This is a genomic window from Streptomyces sp. NPDC021212, from assembly GCF_044332925.1.
Classification (GTDB): Bacteria; Actinomycetota; Actinomycetes; order Streptomycetales; family Streptomycetaceae; genus Streptomyces.
The window spans coordinates 418129-435227 of the sequence record NZ_JBIRPZ010000009.1; the positions used below are offsets into that span (position 1 = coordinate 418129).

Sequence of the window (17099 nt, forward strand, 5' to 3'; positions counted from 1 at the left end):
ACGAGAAATCGCGTGCTGCGCGGCTTGGCGGACTGCCATGCTGCGCGTCATGACCACTGACGACCGCCCCGGTCCGACCCTGACCACTGGCGGAAGCGACAGCGAACTCAACGGCCGACTGACCGAGGAACTGATCGCCTTCAATACGGCCGCTACGGGCGCGGTCGACCGTAGCGAGTTCTCGGTGAAGGTCACCGATGAAGCGGGTGAGTTGGTCGGCGGGCTGACCGCGTGGACCTGGGGAGGTCTGTGCGGTATCGAACTGCTGTGGGTTCGCGAGGACAGTCGTCAGGACGGATGGGGCGGCAGAATTCTGCGGGCTGCCGAGGCCGAGGCGCTTCGGCGCGGCTGCGATCGTGTCGCGGTGTCGTCGTTCACCTTTCAGGCCCCCGGCTTCTACGAGCGCCACGGCTATGCCGAGACCGGCAGGACGCTCGGCATTCCCGGAGGCCACGCGGACGTGCACCTCTTCAAGCGGCTGACCGGCGAAGGGTAGGGCGTGCGCCTTCCGGCCCGGTGTCGTCGCCCACGGTTACCCTGCACGAGGGGGAAGGGGGAGCTGTGGGAGCGCAGCGGCCGACGATGCGGGACCTGATCCGGCAGCGGCGCCGGTTCGTGGGGCGGCGCCAGGAGATGGCCGCGTACCGGGAGAACTTCGCGGTACCGCCCGAGGACGAGGCGCACCGCTTCGTGTTCCATGTGCGCGGGGACGCCGGTATCGGCAAGACGACGCTGGTGCGGCAGTTGGAGAACACGGCACGCGAACACCGGGCGCTCATCGCCTATGTGGACGAGTCCGTGAACACCGTCCCCGAGGTCATGGCGGCCATCAGCGCCCAGTTCGCCCGCCAGGGGCATCCGCTGAAGTCGTTCGACAAGCTGCTGGCGACCTATCGGCAGCGGCGGCACGAGGCCGACTCGGCGGCGGGCGCCACGCCATTGGAGGAGGGCGCTACGGGGGAGGCCCCGGCCTCGGCGTCGAGCGCGTTCGTCGCTCGGGCGGGGCTGGTGGGACTGGGGATGGTGCCGGGCCTCGGGGCCTTCGCCGGGGCGGCGGAGCCGGAGCGGATCGCGCAGGCGGCCGACCGGGCGCGGGCCAAGCTCAGCGCCCGCTTCCGCAGCCATGACGATATGGACCTGGTGATGTCGCCCGTGGACGCGCTCACCCCGGCGTTCCTGAACGATGTGGCCGAGGTGGCTGCCTCCGTGCCCTGGGTGACCTGGTTCTTCGACACGTACGAACGCACCGGCCCGCTGCTCGACACCTGGCTGCGCGACGTGATGATCGAGGGCCGTTACGGGGCGCTCCCGGCCAACGCGGTGGTGACCCTGGCCGGGCAGGGCACGCTCGACCCGCGGTGCTGGGCCGACTACGCCGACCTCATCGCGGACATCCCGCTGACCCCCTTCACGGAGGCCGAGGCCCGGCAGCTCCTCTCGGCGAGAGGTGTCGTCGATGAGCAGGTGGTGGAAGTCGTGCTCCGCCTCACCGGAGGGCTGCCCGTCCTGGTGTCGATGCTGGCCGAGGCCCAGCCGGCCACCGCGGATGCCGTGGGTGATCCGAGTGGGACCGCCGTGGAGCGCTTCCTGAAGTGGGTGAACGACGAGGTGCACCGTTCGGCCGCTTTGGCCGCGGCCCTGCCTCGACGGTTGGACGAGGACATCTACCGGGCCGCCGTCGAAGACGAGGCCGCCGGGCTCTACGACTGGCTGCGGTCGCTCCCGTTCGTCAGCGACCGCTCCGGCCGCTGTGGGTACCACGATGTCGTCCGCACGGCCATGCTGCGGCTCCAGCGCAACCAGTCGCCCCAGGGGTGGCGGACGCGTCACCTCCGACTGGCCGACACCTTCGCGCGATGGCGGCGGCAGATCGAGGAGCCGCTTCGAGGCGATGAGCGGTGGGAGCACGAGCGGTGGCTGGACTACCGGCTGGAGGAGACCTACCACCGGCTGTGCGCCTCCCCGGAAGAGGCTCTGCGCGACGAACTGCGCAGGTATGTACGCGTATACGTGGGCTCCATGACGGCGTCATGGGAACGCAGGTGGATGCTGGTCCTCGTGGAGGCGGGACGGGAGTCCGGCGCCGGGTCCGTAAGCCTATGGGGCGAACGCTTTCTCGCGGAGACCACGAGGAGAGACAGGGCCGAGAACATGACGCTCCTGATCGATGAGGTGGCTCCGGACGGGCAGGCCCTGGCCGTGGCCTTCGTACTCCGTGGTCTGGCCCGTCGCGACATGGGAGAGCTGGAGGACGCACTGGCGGACACGTCGCGAGCGCTGGAGTTCGACGCCGACTACGCGGCCGCCCATTCGATCAGGGGGAGCGTGTACCTCGGCATGAAGCGCTACGAGCAGGCCGTGGAAAGCTTTGGCCGGGCCTTGGAGCTGGCTCCCGACGCTCCGAGGGTCCTCGCCCAGCGCGGCGAGGCATATTGCCTGCTCGGGCGGTACGAGGAAGGCTTGGCTGACCTCACCCGTTCTCTCGACCTGGACGACGGGAACGAGATGGCCCTGTCCACTCGTTCCCTGATGCACTACGGCCTACGGGACTACGAGAGCGCGGTTGCGGACATCACACGAGCGCTGGAGATCAGGCCCGAATGGGGCTGGGCCTACGGGGACCGGGCCAAGATCTACTGCAAAGTGGGGTTTTACGAGGAGGCGCTCGCCGACTCCGAGCGGGGCGTCGAACTCGGTTCCGACTACGCCGCGTCCATTCGCGTCGTCGCCCTCCGTAACCTGGATCGCTACGAGGAGGCGATCATCGCGGCCGACCGTTACCTCACGACTGATCCTGATAATGAGGAAGTGCTCACAGAGCGCGGCGAGGCGTGCCGGATGACGGACCGCTTCGAGGAGGCACTGGCGGACTTCAGCCGGGTCATCGAGATCGAGCCTTCGAACGTGTTCGCGCTGAACCGCCGGGGACAGACCTATGGGCACATAGGGCGACTCGGCGAAGCTCTGGCGGACTTCGACGCGGCCGTCGCCGCCGCCCCCGACGGCCCATGGATCCTGGCGGATCGAGGGGCTCTGCATCTGCGCATCGGTGATGACGAGGGTGCCCTCGCCGATCTCGACCAGGCTCTCCGGCTCGACCCCGACGATCTGTTCACGTTGGAGGTCAGGGCCAGATGCCACCGGCGGGCGGGCCGGTACGCCGCGGCCGCCACGGACATCGACCGGGCAAAGGCGGCAGACCCCGATGACCTCGACATCGCTTTCGAATACGCGATGTTGAAGAGCCGTACGGCCGGTCTCGCCGAGGCGCGGGAGCGGTGGACTGCCTTCGAAGAGCTGCTGGCCGAGGAGGGCGATCAGTGGGACGCGCAGACCAGAGTGGCCGCGCCGATCGTCAGCCGAGCTGCCCTCGGCGACTGGACCGGGGCGGAGCGGTTTCTGGCGGAGCTGGCCGCCGCCCGGCCGTACTGGGAAGTCGTGGACGAGACCGTACGCGCCCTGGACGACCTCGCCGAGGCCCCCGGAGCCGACCGCGCCCGGATCGCGGCCCTCCGCGCGCCGGTCGCCGACCTGCGGGCGGCGCTTCAGGTGTCGTAGCCGCTCAAGCCCTCGGCGGCGTCCTCGTTCAGCCGCTTGAGGTCCACGTCGCTGAGGAACGGCAGCAGGGCGCCGCAGTCGAGGCAGGCGCGGGCGAAGTCGACGTCGAACGTCGGGCGGAGCTTGAAGGCGCTGGGGCGGGGGAACTTGAGGCGGAGGCGGTCGTGCTTGCCTTCGATTCTGAGCTGCGCGACCGGGGTCAGTCGGCTGGATCCGCATATCCCGCAGTGCAATTCCCCGTTGTTCATGAGGCGACGCTATCCCAGCCGACCGGGCTGCGGTGCCCCCTGCCGGAGGGCCGTAGGGGCTGGGAGACTGTCTGCCTACCGAGACGCCCCGGGGCGGAGAGGCGGCGCGCCGTGTTCGATCGCACGATTCTGACCGAGAAGGAATACCGGGACGACCGCCACCTCGCGGCGCGGCAGGCGCTGTACGCGTATCAGGAGCCGCGGCACGATCTGCCGGGGCTCGCCGTCGCCCAACTGGGCGGCGTGCGGGGGCCGGTGGTGGACGTGGGATGCGGGAACGGGGTGTACGGGGCGCGGGTGCGGGCGGAGCGGCCGGAGGTGGCGGTGCTGTCGCTGGATCTGTCGCCGGGGATGCTGGCCCCGGCCGTGGGGCGGGCGGCGGTGGCGGATGCGCGGGCGCTGCCGCTGGCGGACGGGAGCTGTGGTGCGGTGCTGGCGATGCACATGCTGTACCACGTGCCGGACATCCCACGGGCGATCCGGGAGCTGCGGCGGGTGCTGGCGCCCGGCGGGGTGGCGCTGGTGTCGACGAACGCCGGCCGGGACAAGGCCGAGATCGCGGAGGTGTGGCGGCGCGCGGCGGGGGAGGAGCGGCCGTCGTTCAGCGGGCGGTTCACGCTGGAGGAGGCGCCCGCGCTGCTGGGGGCGGCCTTCGCCGAGGTGCGGGTCGTCGAGCTGACGGGAACGATCACGGTCCGGGAGCCCGGGCCCGTCATGGCGCACATGCGGTCGTACGAGACGTGGGCGGACGGCCGGGGCGGTGACGCGGGGGAGGTGTTGCGGCGCGCGGAGCGGCTGGTGCGGGAGGAGATCGACGCCAAGGGCGCCTTCGAGGTGACGAGCCGCTGCGGGCTCCTCGTCTGTTCGGGGTGATGCGCCGCCCGCGCGCCTGCGTGTGGGCGGGGCCTCAGGGGTCGCCGGGGCCGTCGCCGTTGAAGTCGTCGTGCAGAGGAGGCGCTGGTGGACCGCACACGCGCCCGGGGAGCCGCGGTGGGGGAGCCGTCGGTCAGGTCCGTGTGGACGGCCTGGACGCCGAACGCGACGGCTGCCACGGCGGCCATGGCAGGGGCGCCGCCGAGTTCGCTGATGCGCAAGAGGTCGTGAAACGTGAAGATGAACCCCGGGACGCCCGGTGACTTCGGGCGATGAATTCCTGCCGTGCGTAAAGGAATGCATCGCGGCGACCGACGTGGGCCGGGCGGCCTGCCGCCGCCTCGGGGACGGTGGGCCGGTGGGGCTGGGGTCAGCAGGCGTCGGGCTGGTTCGCGTCGGCGTCGGGCTTCCGTAGCTCTTCGTTGAGCCGCTGGGCCTCCTCCAGCTGATCTTCGAGCATGACGATGCGGCAGGCGGCATCGATCGGAGTGCCCTGGTCGACGAGTTCGCGAACCCGTGCCGCGATGCGCAGCTGGTACCGGGAGTAGCGGCGATGACCCCCCTCGGAGCGCAGGGGGACGATGAGGCGGGCTTCGCCGACGGCCCGCAGGAAGGCGGGTGTGGCGCCGATCATCTCCGCGGCGCGCCCCATGGTGTACGCGGGGTAATCGTCGTCATCGAATTTGTCGGCGGCTCGCTCTCGGGGCTTCGAATTCATCGCACCTCTCTGTGGGACGCGTCGAGGGGCCCTGGTGCCATATGACACCAGGGCCCCGAGGGTTCAACACCATCTACCGGCGCTGTGCACCGGCCTTCTGTTTCCGCTGCCTGCCCTGGGGGCGAGACGCGGGGATCGCAACTGCGTGACCGGGGACCACCTTCCAATCCGGGGCCTGCGGTACCCGAGCGGACCAGGTCCGTGCTCGGGCGATCCTGATGGCGTCTCCCTCCTTTCCTGTCTCTTCTCACTGCTCTTGCCAGTACTGCTGTCGTGCGTCATGCGTGGTGGCCCTGAGAGCCACCCGGCCCGGCAGCCAGTGGCGGGACCTTCCTGCACTTCCCGGCCCCGCCACTCCGCTGTCGTGCCGTGTTCCGCTCGCGGCAGTTCGTCTCTGCCGCGCCTGACTGACGTCGTTGGCTACGCAAGAAACAGTAGCTACATGAGCGCCGTATGTCTACCGCGGCCGACGCAGATTTACCTCTACTGCCGCAACAGGCCCAGGGCGGTCCGGGCCCGTGGGACCGGGGAGGTGAAGGTGGGGGTGTGGTGGCGGTGACCCGGTCGTCCACCGCGTGGCCGTCTTCCCGGCGGCTCGCTGATCTTCGGCGGCGCTCTCCCCGCCGATGCCCAATATGTAATGCCGCGACCGCAGAAATAACCTTGGAATTGGTAGGGAATTTCTACCCCACTGAGGGTGACCATCGATTTCCGTGCGTGACCCCGGTGGGTCATGCTACTGTCGTTGTCAGTTGCAGTTGTGGTTCCCAGACTTCAAGTGTCCTCGCCGTCGTACGCGGTGGGAATGCTTTTGTATTTTCCGGTGCATTTCCGGAGGGGCGATCATCGCGGCGACGCGGGGTCCGCAAAGTGTGGGCTCCGGGCACTGCGCCCGAAGGAGATATGGCATGACTACTGGCACCGTGAAGTGGTTCAACTCGGAAAAGGGCTTCGGCTTCATCGAGCAGGACGGTGGCGGCCCCGACGTCTTCGCCCACTACTCGAACATCGCCGCCCAAGGCTTCCGCGAGCTGCAGGAGGGCCAGAAGGTGAGCTTCGACCTCACGCAGGGCCAGAAGGGCCCGCAGGCCGAGAACATCGTTCCCGCCTGACGCTGACGCGTACAGCGACGTTGGGGCCCGCACCTTGGGTGCGGGCCCCGACTCGTTTTCCCCGACGATCCGGCATCTTGAGCGTCCGCCTCTGCGGCATATGTCGATCGTCTTTCGATGCGATGGGCGCATCTGTTCCGCCCCGTTTCGCTTCGTTTATCTATTCGGTTCGTTCTGGCGATTCTTTTATGTGCGGCTCACTGCTGCCGAGAATTCCTCGACGTGCCGCATCGAGGAAGGTTCGCATGAAACGCACTGCCCGAACGAACAACCGCTCCGTCCGCCCCCGCTCCGGTGGGAACGGCCGTCGTCCCGCCGCGCCGCAGGGAGAATTCGCCCTGCCCGTCACCCGTACCCCCGCTCTGCCTCCGGCCGAGACCTTCGCCGAGCTGGACATGCCGCCCGCGCTGCTGGCGGCCCTGGCAGGGGAAGGCATGGCCGTGCCGTTCCCGATCCAGGGCGCCACGCTGCCGAACTCCCTCGCGGGTCGCGACGTCCTGGGCCGTGGACGCACCGGCTCGGGCAAGACCCTCGCCTTCGGCCTGGCCCTGCTGGCCCGCACCGCCGGACAGCGCGCCGAGCCCCGCCGGCCCCTGGGGCTGGTCCTGGTCCCCACACGGGAGCTGGCCCAGCAGGTCGCCGACGCGCTCGCCCCCTACGCCCGGTCGCTGAAGCTGCGGCTGACCACCGTCGTCGGCGGTATGGCGATCGGCCGGCAGGTCAGCGCTCTGCGCGGCGGAGCCGAAATCGTCATCGCGACCCCCGGGCGGCTCAAGGACCTCATCGACCGTGGCGACTGCCGCCTGAACCAGGTGGGCATCACCGTGCTGGACGAGGCGGACCAGATGGCCGACATGGGCTTCATGCCCCAGGTCACCGCCCTGCTGGACCAGGTGCGGCCCGAAGGGCAGCGGATGCTCTTCTCGGCCACGTTGGACCGCAACGTCGACCTTCTGGTCCGGCGCTACCTGGCCGACCCGGTCGTCCACTCCGTCGACCCCTCGGCGGGCGCCGTCACCACGATGGAACACCACCTGCTGCACGTCGACAGCGCCGACAAGCACGCCACCACCACGGAGATCGCCGCCCGCGACGGCCGGGTGATCATGTTCCTCGACACCAAGCACGCGGTGGACAGGCTCACCCAGCACCTGCTGAACAGCGGCGTCCGCGCCGCCGCGCTGCACGGCGGTAAGTCCCAGCCCCAGCGCACCCGCACGCTCGCCCAGTTCAAGACCGGCGATGTGACGGTACTGGTGGCCACCAACGTCGCGGCCCGCGGCATTCACGTGGACAACCTCGACCTCGTCGTCAACGTGGACCCGCCCAGCGACCACAAGGACTACCTGCACCGCGGCGGCCGCACCGCCCGGGCCGGCGAGTCCGGCAGCGTCGTCACCCTCGTCCTGCCGGGCCAGCGCCGCGACATGGCCCGCCTCATGAGCACGGCGGGCATCAGCCCGCACAACACCCGGGTCCGCTCCGGCGAAGCCGAACTGAGCCGCATCACCGGCGCCCAGGCCCCGTCCGGTATCCCCGTCACCATCGCCATGCCGGTCGTCGAACGCGCCAAGCGCGGCGGCTCCTCCTCGCGGGGACGGCGTAGCCGCCCGGCCCAGGCCCGCCGCGCCGCCGGATCGGCCCGGACGGGGTCGGGGGCCTCGCAGCGGCGGTCCCACTTCGGCCCGGCCGCGTAAACCCTGATCCCGGCCGGCCACCCGGATCCGGCTTCTCTTCGACCCTGTTGAGGCATTATGCGCTGTGTTATCGCCCGCTTCCCCTTCGATCTGATCAAGAGTGAGGTTGAGGAAGCGATGGCGGGTATCAAACCCGAACCCGTCACGGGAGCCTTCGTGATCATCGGCCGCCGTCATTACCCGGTCAAGCAGGTGGGCGCGGTGATCACCCGTCAGGACCGCCGTGACTTCACCGCCGACGAGGTCACCCGAGCACTGACCCGACTCGGTTTCACCTGCCGTTCCCTTCCCGTATCCGTACCCGACGCGGCCCCCACTTCACTTGAGGCCGCCTCGGAACTGCTCGGCTCCCCGGAACGCGCCTGACCGGGATCGACGTGGTTGCACGATGAGGGCCCCGACCGCCGTGCGGTCGGGGCCCTCTTCCGTGCGCGTCCAGCGGTTTATGCACCGTCCGTTATCCGGTGCGCCATTTCGGAATGAGGTGGTCCGCCGCACTATCCGTGATGACGCCTTCACAATTCACCGCCCCATTGACGGCATCCGGAATCGATCAAAGGGTGTCCATTACAGTCAATGACACTCCCGGGTCATCAACGTACCGAAGAAAAGAGGAAAGGTCGTGACCGCAACCGTCAGTGCAGCGACCGGCGTATGGGGCCGCGCCGAACAGCAGGACTTCCGCAGCCGGGTACGGGGCTGTCTGCTCGGCGGGGCGATCGGGGACGCGCTGGGGGCGGCCGTGGAGTTCTCCTCGCTGGCCGACATCCGGGCGGACCACGGCGAGCGGGGCGTGACGGACTTCCTGCCCGTGTACGGGCGGCGCGGCGCGATCACCGACGACACCCAGATGACGCTGTTCACGGTGGACGGCCTGATCCGCGCCCAGGTGCGCCGCGACACCGGCGCCTGGCATCCGCCGACCGACATCCACTCCGCGCACCGCCGCTGGTACGCCACCCAGCGCGACTGGGGACCCGACGAGCGCCGCGAGGCCGACGGCTGGCTGGCCCGTGAGGAGTGGCTGTACGCCCAGCGCGCCCCCGGCCGGGCCTGCCTGACCGGGCTCGGGGACGCGACCATGGGCACCCTGGAGGCGCCCAAGAACCCCGACTCCAAGGGCTGCGGCGCCGTCATGCGCTCCGCGCCGTTCGGGCTGCTGGTGGGCTGGGAGCCACAGCTGGTGTTCCAGCTGGCCATCGAGTGCGCGGCCCAGACCCACGGTCACCCCACCGGATACCTCGCGGCGGGCGCGTTCGCGCTGATCGTGCACGGACTGGCGCGCGGGGAGGCGCTGGACGGCGCCGTCCAGCGCGCCCTGTCCCACTTGGCCGCCCGCCCCGGCCACGAGGAGACCACGGACGCGCTGCGGCGTGCGCTCGGCGCCGTACGCCAGGGGCTGCCGACGCCCGAGCGCGTCGAATCCCTCGGCGAGGGCTGGACCGGCGAGGAGGCGCTGGCCATGGGGCTGTACTGCGCCCTGGTCGCCGAGGACGTACGACACGGTCTGCTGCTCGCCGTCAACCACGGCGGGGACAGCGACTCCACGGCGTCGATCTGCGGCAATCTGCTGGGCGTGCTGCACGGCGAGACGGCGCTGCCGCCCGCGTGGCTCGCCGAGGTGGAGGGGCGCGGCACGATCCTGGAGCTGGCGGACGACTTCGCGATGGAGATGACCCAGGGCCCCGCCCTGCACAGCCCCGAGAACTCCGCCCCCGCCTGGCTCAGCCGCTACCCGCGCGCGTGAGCGTCCGCGACGCGGTCGCGGTGGGCCGCGGCGCGGGGCGGGAGGGGGCGCCGCCCGAGCCGCGCAGGGCGCGGAAGGTGATCCAGGCCGCGGTCGCCAGGAAGGCGAGGCCGATGATCGGGTAGACGGCGGTCATCAGCATCTGGGGTGGCGTCTGGTGCAGCTCGACCCGCTGTTTCACGCTGTGGGGCGCGTACCAGATCATGAAGGAGCAGAAGAGCAGCCCGGTCAGAGCCGTCCAGCCCGCCCAGGCCCGGGACGCCCGGCGGACCGTCTCGACGGCGAGCAGCAGCACCATCGGGACCGCCCACACCCAGTGATGGGACCAGGAGACCGGGCTGACCATGAGGGCGGTGACGGCGCAGGTGACGACGGCCCAGGCGCGGGCGTGCGGGAGGGCGCGGTCGTCGGCGAGCTGGGCGGCGACGGCGGTGGCCAGGCCGGCGCAGCCGATCAGCGTGGCGGCGGCGAGCCACCACGGGCCGGGGTCGGGGGTGTGCAGGAGGCGGGCGAGGGCGCCGAGCAGGTTCTGGTTGCCCGAGCCCTCGACGTCGCCGGGCCGGTCGGTGGCGAACACGACCTGGGTCCAGAAGCGGTGCGAGTCGTACGGCAGCGCCAGCGCCGACAGGCAGACCGTCCAGGCGAAGGCGGCCGTGGCGACGCCCGCCCGCCGCAGATGGTCGCTGCCGAAGGCGTGCCCGGACCGCAGCCGCCGGACGGCGTCGATCAGGCCGGCGGCGGCGAGGAAGACGATGAAGAGGCCGGGGGTCAGCTTGATCCCGGTCGCGATGCCGATGCCGGCCCCGGCCCAGCGGTGGCCGGTCCGGCGGGTCAGGTCCCACAGCACCAGGACGGCGACAGCCAGGTTGATCTGGCCGTAGCGCAGGGTCGTCCACACCGGTTCGCACCACACGGCGACCCCGGCCAGGGCCAGAACGGCGGCGGCGCGCGGCGCCCGGCGCGGGCGGCCGACGAGCCGCAGCGACAGATGGGCCAGGGCGACCATCAGGGCGAGGTTGGCGGCGGTGCCGAAGGTGCGCAGGACGCCCGTGCCCATGAGGGTCAGCGGGGTGAACAGCATGGCCGCGAACGGCGGATAGGTATTGGGCAGGTTGTGCACGGTTGCCCGCATCTCATACAGATCCGCGGCATTGCGTACGGTCCAGCCCTCGGCCTGGTAGACCAGCAGATCGACCATGGACACCTCGGCGGCGCGCTGCGCGATCCAGAAACCGGTGAACGACACCAGACAGAACACCGCCGCGCACAGCGTGGGACGCCGGGTGATCATCTGTGTCGCGGTCACGAAGGTCGCTCCAGAGGTTCATGGGGGCGGCAAACGGCACAGGAAGCCGACGATAGTACGTTCCGGAGGATGGCCGGTGGAGGGGTGTTGGTTGCCTGGGCGGGCCGTAAAACCACACGTCAAGGCCCCGGCCACCCCTGGAGAGGGTGACCGGGGCCCGTAGCGCTGCCGCCGCCGCGGCGGCGCGTCAGTCGGACGCGCCCGCGACCGTCGTACGGCCGGTGCCGTCCGCCGCCGGAACCGACCGCGCGGCACCCGCCGAACCCGGCCCGTCGCTGTCGGAGTTGAGCGAGGCGAGGATGGCGTCGCGCTCGGGGGTGTCCTCCGGCTTCAGGTGGCCGACGACGATGAAGAGCACGAGCGAGACCGCGAGCGGGACGGCGACCTGGTACTCCAGGTTGACGCCGCCCTCGACCGCGTCGTTGATCGGGTAGTTGACCAGGTAGAAGGCGATGAGGCCCAGGGCCCAGCTGGTGAGCGCCGCCGTCGGCCCGGACTTGCGGAAGGCCCGCAGCATGCCGAGCATCAGCGGGATCGCGATCGGCCCCATCAGACCGGCGACCCATTTGATGACGACGGTGATGATGTCACCGAAGAAGTCCGAGTTCACCTGGGTGGCGATGCCCATGGACAGGGCGAGGAAGAGCAGGGTGGTGTAGCGGGCGGCGAGCAGCCCGGTGCGGGTGCTCCACTGCCGTACGGACTTGAAGATCGCGGGCATGATGTCGCGGGTCACCACCGCGGCGATCGCGTTGGCGTCCGAGGAGCACATCGCCATGGTGTGGGAGAAGAAGCCGACGATGACGAGCCCCAGCAGGCCGTGCGGCAGCAGGTGTTCGGCCATCTCGGCGTACGAGTCGGCGGGCTTGTCCGTCTTGATGATCAGCGGCGCGACCCACATCGGGAAGAACAGCACCAGCGGCCAGACGAACCACAGGACGGCCGAGAGGCGGGCCGAGCGCTTGGCGGAGTGGGCGCTGTCGGTGGCCATGTAGCGCTGCGCCTGGTTCCACATGCCGCCGTTGTACTCGAAGGTCTTGATGAAGAGGTAGGAGAGCAGGAAGATCAGCGTGTACGGGCCCACGGTCGGCTCGGCGTGGCTGTCGGGCAGGTCGTCCCAGACGGTCCAGAAGGTGCTGAAGCCGTCCAGCTCGTTGAGCACGGCGATCAGCATCGCGATGCCCGCCACGAGCTGGATGACGAACTGGCCGAGTTCGGTGAGCGCGTCGGCCCACAGCCCGCCGACCGTGCAGTAGACGGCGGTGACCGCGCCCGTGATCAGGATGCCCTGGTTGAGCGAGACCCCGGTGAAGATGGAGAGCAGGGTGGCGATGGCCGCCCACTTGGCGCCCACGTCAACGATCTTCAGTAACACCCCGGACCAGGCCAGCGCCTGCTGGGTGGGCAGGTTGTAACGGCTCTTCAGGTATTCGAGGGGCGAGGCGACGCCCAGCCTGCTGCGCACCCGGTTGAGGCGCGGAGCGAAGAGGCTCGCGCCGATCGCGATGCCGATGGCGATCGGGAAGGACCAGGTGACATAGGAGGTGATGCCGTATTGGTAGGCGATGGCCGCGTAACCGGTGAACATCACGGCGCTGTAGCCGGACATGTGGTGCGAGATGCCCGACAGCCACCAGGGCATCTTGCCGCCGGCCGTGAAGAAGTCGCTGACGTTGTCGACGCGTTTGTGGGACCAGACGCCGATGCCGACCATGACACCGAAGTAGCCGACGAGTACGGCCCAGTCGAGATGGTTCATGTCCCCTCCCAGGGGTCCGCCTTGTGAACGGGGGCGCACTTCGCCGCGACGTTCCTCTTGGGCGGTTCCCCCGAGCGGGAGCGGGGTACTTCCGGGATTGAACCGCTTGTCCGGGTGGCCGGTCAAGGGTTCGAGAGGTCACGAGTGTGAACGCAAATCAGAAAGAAGAACCATTTTACGGTTTCTTGACTCGCCGAGACGTTGTCGTGCACGCGCCCGCGATCGCACGATGAGCGGGCACTTCGTCAGACGCACGCCCACGCATCGATGGGGTCGGTACGGGAGCGGGATCCCGCCAGGCCGGACAGGAGTCGCGCTAACGCATCAGTTCACCGGCGTTCACCAGCAGCGACTGCCCGGTGATCGCCCGGGCCCGGTCGGAGGCCAGGAACACCGCGGCCTCCGCCACATCGCCGTCCGTCGCCAGGTCGGGCAGCGCCATCCGGCCCGCGAGCCGCTGCCCGATCTCGGCCTCGGGTAGCCCTTCCGTGTGCGCGGCCAACTGGACGTAACGCCGCACCGGCGGCCCCCACATCCAGCCGGGCTGCACGGTGTTGACCCGGATCCGGTGCGGGCCCAGCTCGCGCGCCAGCGAGTACATCGCCGAGGTGAGCGCCCCCTTGGACGCCGCGTACGCGGCCTGTCGCACCTCGGTGGGGGCGGCGACCGACGACTGCGTGCCGATGAGCACCACCGCGCCGCCGTTCCGCTTGAGCGCGGGGAGGCAGGCCCGGGTCATCCGCAGCGTCCCGAACAGGTTGACGTCCACCACGCGCCCCCAGGACGCGAAGTCGGCGTCCTCCAGGCCGCCGAAGTGGCTGTCCAGGGCTGCCACGTTGACGACGGCGTCGATCCGGCCGAAGCGGTCCAGGGCGAGCGCGGCAAGCGCCTCGCACTGGGCCTCGTCCGCGATGTCGGTGGCCCGGTGGGCGGTGCGCGTGCCGTCCGGGTCGGCCTCCTTCGCGGTCTCGGCCAGCCGCTCGCCGGTGCGCGCCCCCAGGGCCACGTTGGCGCCCTCGCGCAGGCAGGCGACGACGACGCGGTGCCCGAGGCCGGGGCCGACGCCGGAGACGATGACCGTTCTGCCGCTCAGCATGGGGCCTCCTCGTGGCTGACGCCGCGTCAGGCTAGGCGCCCGGGCCGGAGATGGCCATACCCGGTTCGCGCCGGATGCCGCGTGGCCGAGGATCGTGCCGCCCCCCCCTCCCCAGCTGACGCTACGTCAGCTACACCTGATGGGCATGACGAGCGACGCGAGCGAGGACACACGCGGCGACCTCTACGGGGAACTGGCTTCCGTCGGCCCCTACGGGGTGCGCCCGGGGCACGCGCTGATCGCGATGGTCGAGCCGCATCCCGGCCATGAGTACGCGTACAACCGCTGGTCATAGGCGGTCTGTCCGGCGCACCACCCTTGGCCCTGGTCAGAGCGTTGATCCGCTCTGAGTGCACCCATAGGGTCGAATCGGGGTCGAATTGAGTGGGCGGGTCGTTCCACGGACCAGCTCACCCCTCGCGCCGCGGTGGTTAGCCCCAAGCTGCTTCAGAGTCTTGCACAGGAGGGGCCTGCCGGGGTCACGCCCGGATCGGCGCCCCCGTAGTGGGCGTTCCCGGACTGGACACGCTCCGCCGAGACAAACAGTCCCCCGAAGGTGCTCACCGTGACGCCCTGCACCGCGACCGGTGGGTGCACATAGGTATCCCACGTCTCGTTGAACTTGGCATGCCGGGCGAGCGCTTGGACGGTCTTGGGATCGAACTGTCCGGACGCTCCCAACCGTGTCGTGTAGAAGTGCCGGAGGTCATGGAAGCGAGTCCCCTCCGGCAGTCCCGCTCGCGCCACCGCTACACGCCACTTCTCGTTGAAGCTCCGCTGCAGCGGCCGGCCGTACCGGTTGGTCACGATCAGGCCCTCGTCCGGCGGCGCGACGTAGCCTCGTGCCCGGCGCTGGCGCTCCCCTTCCCGGGACACGGGCGCCACTTGAGGGACTTGGCGGTGTGCTCGGTCAGTCGCTCGATCAAGAAGCGGTCGACAGGCAGCGTCGCGTAGCTGGCCTTGGTCTTGAGTTTCGCTGCCCGCCCGTGCTGCCGCTGCTCCCGGATGTAGAGCAGACCCGCTTCCCGTCCACGGCGGACCGCTTTACTCATCGCAGCACCGAAGTGGATATTTCGAGTGAGGTCGGAGCGGGGAGTCCCCTGAACGTGAACCTGCTGCCAGACAACACCGCGCCTCCCGTAGCCACGTGCTTCCACCCTCGGATGGATATGGCGATACGGAGGTTGATGAAAATGTAGGTGTGGTCAGGCGGGCAGATGTCAGCGGATACGACCAGCCCGGAGGTGGGGTGGCAAGGTTGGGAATCCAGCCGTGACGCCCAAGCTCACTGAAACCGAGCCTGCGCCTGGCCAAGCGCGGGTTGCACGGGCCGTACATCTCGCTCGATTGGCTGCCGTAGGCGAGCAGGGCATGATCCATCCCATTGATGGTGGCCGCCCTCTTCCAAACCTGATGCATCGTCAGCTAGACCTGATGCATGACAGACGACGTGGTGCAAGCTGATGAAACCCGAAGCCGCACGTACGCGGAACTAGCCGCCGTTGGGCCCTATGGAGCCGACCTCGGGCATGCGCTCATCACCATGGTCGAGCCGCATGTTGGCCACGAGCGCGAGTACAATCGCTGGTACGAAGACGATCACTACATCGCAGGCGCAATGGCGATGCCCTGGATGTACGCCGGGCGCCGGTGGGTCGCCACCCGCGAACTGCAACTACTGCGCTACCCGAAGCAGTCTGCTGTCGCCCAACCCGTCACGGCAGGATGCTACATATCCACTTACTGGATCACCGCGGGCCGCTACGCCGACCACATGCGGTGGACCGTCAGCATCAACAAACGCCTCAACCACGACCGCCGTGTCTTCCAGGACCGTACACACATCTTCACGGCCTTCCAGGACCACGCGGCAACCGTCTACCGCGACGGGAACCAGGGCCCGCGTGACACTCACGCCCTCGACCACCCCTACGCGGGGCTCGTTGTCCAGGTAATCGATGCAGGCTCCCCCGGTAGGCGCGAAGAACTGATCGCGTGGCTGTGTGACGACCACCTTCCGAAACGGCTGGCCGGCTCGCCTGCGGCCATGGTGACCGTCTTCACGCCGACACCCCTACCTTTGGACCGGATGACCTACGTCAAACAGGTCGAGGGAGTCGGGACCCGACTGACACTGCTGTGGTTCCTCCAGCGCAATCCCCGTGACGTCTGGCGGGACCACTTCTCGGACCTGGACACAGCAGTTGCCGCCATGGGGCTAGGCGACGTGGAGTTCGTCGCGCCGTTCATACCAACAGTCCCAGGAACGGACCGTTACGTAGACGAACTGCGGTAACTTCCAGGCCGCGCTCCAATAGATCTTGAGCTTTAGGGAGAGAGTTCAGCAGCTCCGCTGGACAAAGGGTGGGCTGGCAAGAGCACGCATTCTGAAAGACATAGGGCTCGGATTCGCTGTCGCGCACGGCGATGCCAGCGGGCTAGGGTCGCGCAATGAAGACGAGAACAGCGCACCAGAAGCCCCTCTTACCTGTATTGGTGGCGCGAGCCGCCCTGGATGCCACCCGAAGCGACCAACTGCTTTACGCAGGAACCTCTCTATTGCTGTTGGCCGGCCTGCGGCGGGACGAGGCGACAGGCCTGCTTGCTCCAGCACCGTCTCCGACGCGATGGGATCCGCGCCAGGGGCCTGGTGGTCCGCCACCACAGGAGTAGCGGAAAAGATGGCGTTTCCTACCACCCGGTGGTCGAATTCTGAGCTGTTCCTCGCGCCTCCACCGCCCTGCGGACGCACCCGCGCCGACGGCAGCCACGGCCTCGCCAGCTCGCCCAGGCCACGAGCGCCCTCGGAGGTACTCACCTGCGCACAAACCTAAACCACTCCCGACCTGCCCAAAAGAAGAACAGCTGAGCGTCGGCCAGGAAAACTGACCAACCCTCAGCTGGTGGGCTGCCCGAAGAGTGCACTGACCTGGAAATATGCCGCGCAGGCGTATGCCCCCGGCGGGGGACACGGAACATGGGAAC

At 69.3% G+C, this 17099-nt stretch carries 15 protein-coding genes; 9 read left to right on the forward strand and 6 right to left on the reverse strand.

Annotated features, from left to right (window positions below):
* Positions 1-49: 49 nt before the first annotated feature.
* Positions 50-496: a GNAT family N-acetyltransferase gene (locus ACH4SI_RS25780; protein WP_398299429.1), complete on the forward strand. Its 447-nt coding sequence runs from the start codon at positions 50-52 to the stop codon at positions 494-496.
* A 65-nt stretch (positions 497-561) separates the two neighbouring features.
* Entirely contained in the window at positions 562-3558 is a 2997-nt protein-coding gene (locus tag ACH4SI_RS25785; RefSeq protein WP_398299431.1) for a tetratricopeptide repeat protein, read from the forward strand.
* Here ACH4SI_RS25785 and ACH4SI_RS25790 read toward each other — a convergent pair.
* A complete protein-coding gene (locus ACH4SI_RS25790; protein ID WP_398299433.1) occupies positions 3546-3806 on the reverse strand; it encodes a hypothetical protein in 261 nt (86 codons plus the stop codon). The two genes, ACH4SI_RS25785 and ACH4SI_RS25790, sit on opposite strands and share 13 nt — an antisense overlap.
* 111 nt (positions 3807-3917) lie before the next feature.
* Between ACH4SI_RS25790 and ACH4SI_RS25795 the strand changes: the two genes are divergently transcribed.
* Positions 3918-4679 carry a class I SAM-dependent methyltransferase gene (locus tag ACH4SI_RS25795; protein ID WP_398299435.1) on the forward strand — a complete coding sequence of 254 codons (762 nt, stop codon included), beginning with the start codon at positions 3918-3920 and terminating at the stop codon, positions 4677-4679.
* Between the two features lie 370 nt (positions 4680-5049).
* Here ACH4SI_RS25795 and ACH4SI_RS25800 read toward each other — a convergent pair whose 3' ends face one another.
* On the reverse strand, positions 5050-5397 hold the full coding sequence (locus ACH4SI_RS25800; RefSeq protein ID WP_398299437.1) for a MerR family transcriptional regulator: 348 nt from the start codon (positions 5395-5397) through the stop codon (positions 5050-5052).
* 908 nt (positions 5398-6305) lie between these two features.
* On the opposite strand from ACH4SI_RS25800, the gene ACH4SI_RS25805 reads away from it, so the two are divergent.
* The 4 genes from ACH4SI_RS25805 (at position 6306) to ACH4SI_RS25820 (ending at position 9953) form a co-directional block, all read left to right on the forward strand.
* The gene (locus tag ACH4SI_RS25805) at positions 6306-6509 is read left to right on the forward strand and encodes a cold shock domain-containing protein (protein WP_391171564.1); all 204 of its coding nucleotides are present in this window, start codon (positions 6306-6308) and stop codon (positions 6507-6509) included.
* A 245-nt stretch (positions 6510-6754) separates the two neighbouring features.
* Positions 6755-8206 (forward strand): DEAD/DEAH box helicase, encoded by a 1452-nt coding sequence (locus ACH4SI_RS25810; RefSeq protein WP_398299440.1) that lies wholly within the window; start codon positions 6755-6757, stop codon positions 8204-8206.
* 57 nt (positions 8207-8263) lie between these two features.
* The gene (locus ACH4SI_RS25815) at positions 8264-8572 is read left to right on the forward strand and encodes an SCO5918 family protein (RefSeq protein ID WP_398299442.1); all 309 of its coding nucleotides are present in this window, start codon (positions 8264-8266) and stop codon (positions 8570-8572) included.
* A 256-nt stretch (positions 8573-8828) separates the two neighbouring features.
* Positions 8829-9953: an ADP-ribosylglycohydrolase family protein gene (locus tag ACH4SI_RS25820; RefSeq protein ID WP_398299444.1), complete on the forward strand. Its 1125-nt coding sequence runs from the start codon at positions 8829-8831 to the stop codon at positions 9951-9953.
* Here ACH4SI_RS25820 and ACH4SI_RS25825 read toward each other — a convergent pair.
* The 3 genes from ACH4SI_RS25825 to ACH4SI_RS25835 form a co-directional block, all read right to left on the reverse strand.
* Positions 9931-11259: a glycosyltransferase 87 family protein gene (locus tag ACH4SI_RS25825; RefSeq protein WP_398299446.1), complete on the reverse strand. Its 1329-nt coding sequence runs from the start codon at positions 11257-11259 to the stop codon at positions 9931-9933. The genes ACH4SI_RS25820 and ACH4SI_RS25825 overlap by 23 nt on opposite strands.
* A 187-nt stretch (positions 11260-11446) precedes the next feature.
* Positions 11447-13018 carry a sodium:solute symporter family protein gene (locus ACH4SI_RS25830; protein WP_398299448.1) on the reverse strand — a complete coding sequence of 524 codons (1572 nt, stop codon included), beginning with the start codon at positions 13016-13018 and terminating at the stop codon, positions 11447-11449.
* A 316-nt stretch (positions 13019-13334) separates the two neighbouring features.
* The gene (locus tag ACH4SI_RS25835; protein WP_398299450.1) at positions 13335-14114 is read right to left on the reverse strand and encodes an SDR family oxidoreductase; all 780 of its coding nucleotides are present in this window, start codon (positions 14112-14114) and stop codon (positions 13335-13337) included.
* Between the two features lie 145 nt (positions 14115-14259).
* Between ACH4SI_RS25835 and ACH4SI_RS25840 the strand changes: the two genes are divergently transcribed.
* Positions 14260-14409: a hypothetical protein gene (locus ACH4SI_RS25840; RefSeq protein WP_398299512.1), complete on the forward strand. Its 150-nt coding sequence runs from the start codon at positions 14260-14262 to the stop codon at positions 14407-14409.
* A 152-nt stretch (positions 14410-14561) separates the two neighbouring features.
* Here ACH4SI_RS25840 and ACH4SI_RS25845 read toward each other — a convergent pair whose 3' ends face one another.
* A complete protein-coding gene (locus ACH4SI_RS25845) occupies positions 14562-14990 on the reverse strand; it encodes a tyrosine-type recombinase/integrase (protein ID WP_398299452.1) in 429 nt (142 codons plus the stop codon).
* Between the two features lie 562 nt (positions 14991-15552).
* On the opposite strand from ACH4SI_RS25845, the gene ACH4SI_RS25850 reads away from it, so the two are divergent.
* The gene (locus ACH4SI_RS25850) at positions 15553-16410 is read left to right on the forward strand and encodes a hypothetical protein (protein WP_398299454.1); all 858 of its coding nucleotides are present in this window, start codon (positions 15553-15555) and stop codon (positions 16408-16410) included.
* Positions 16411-17099 lie beyond the last annotated feature (689 nt).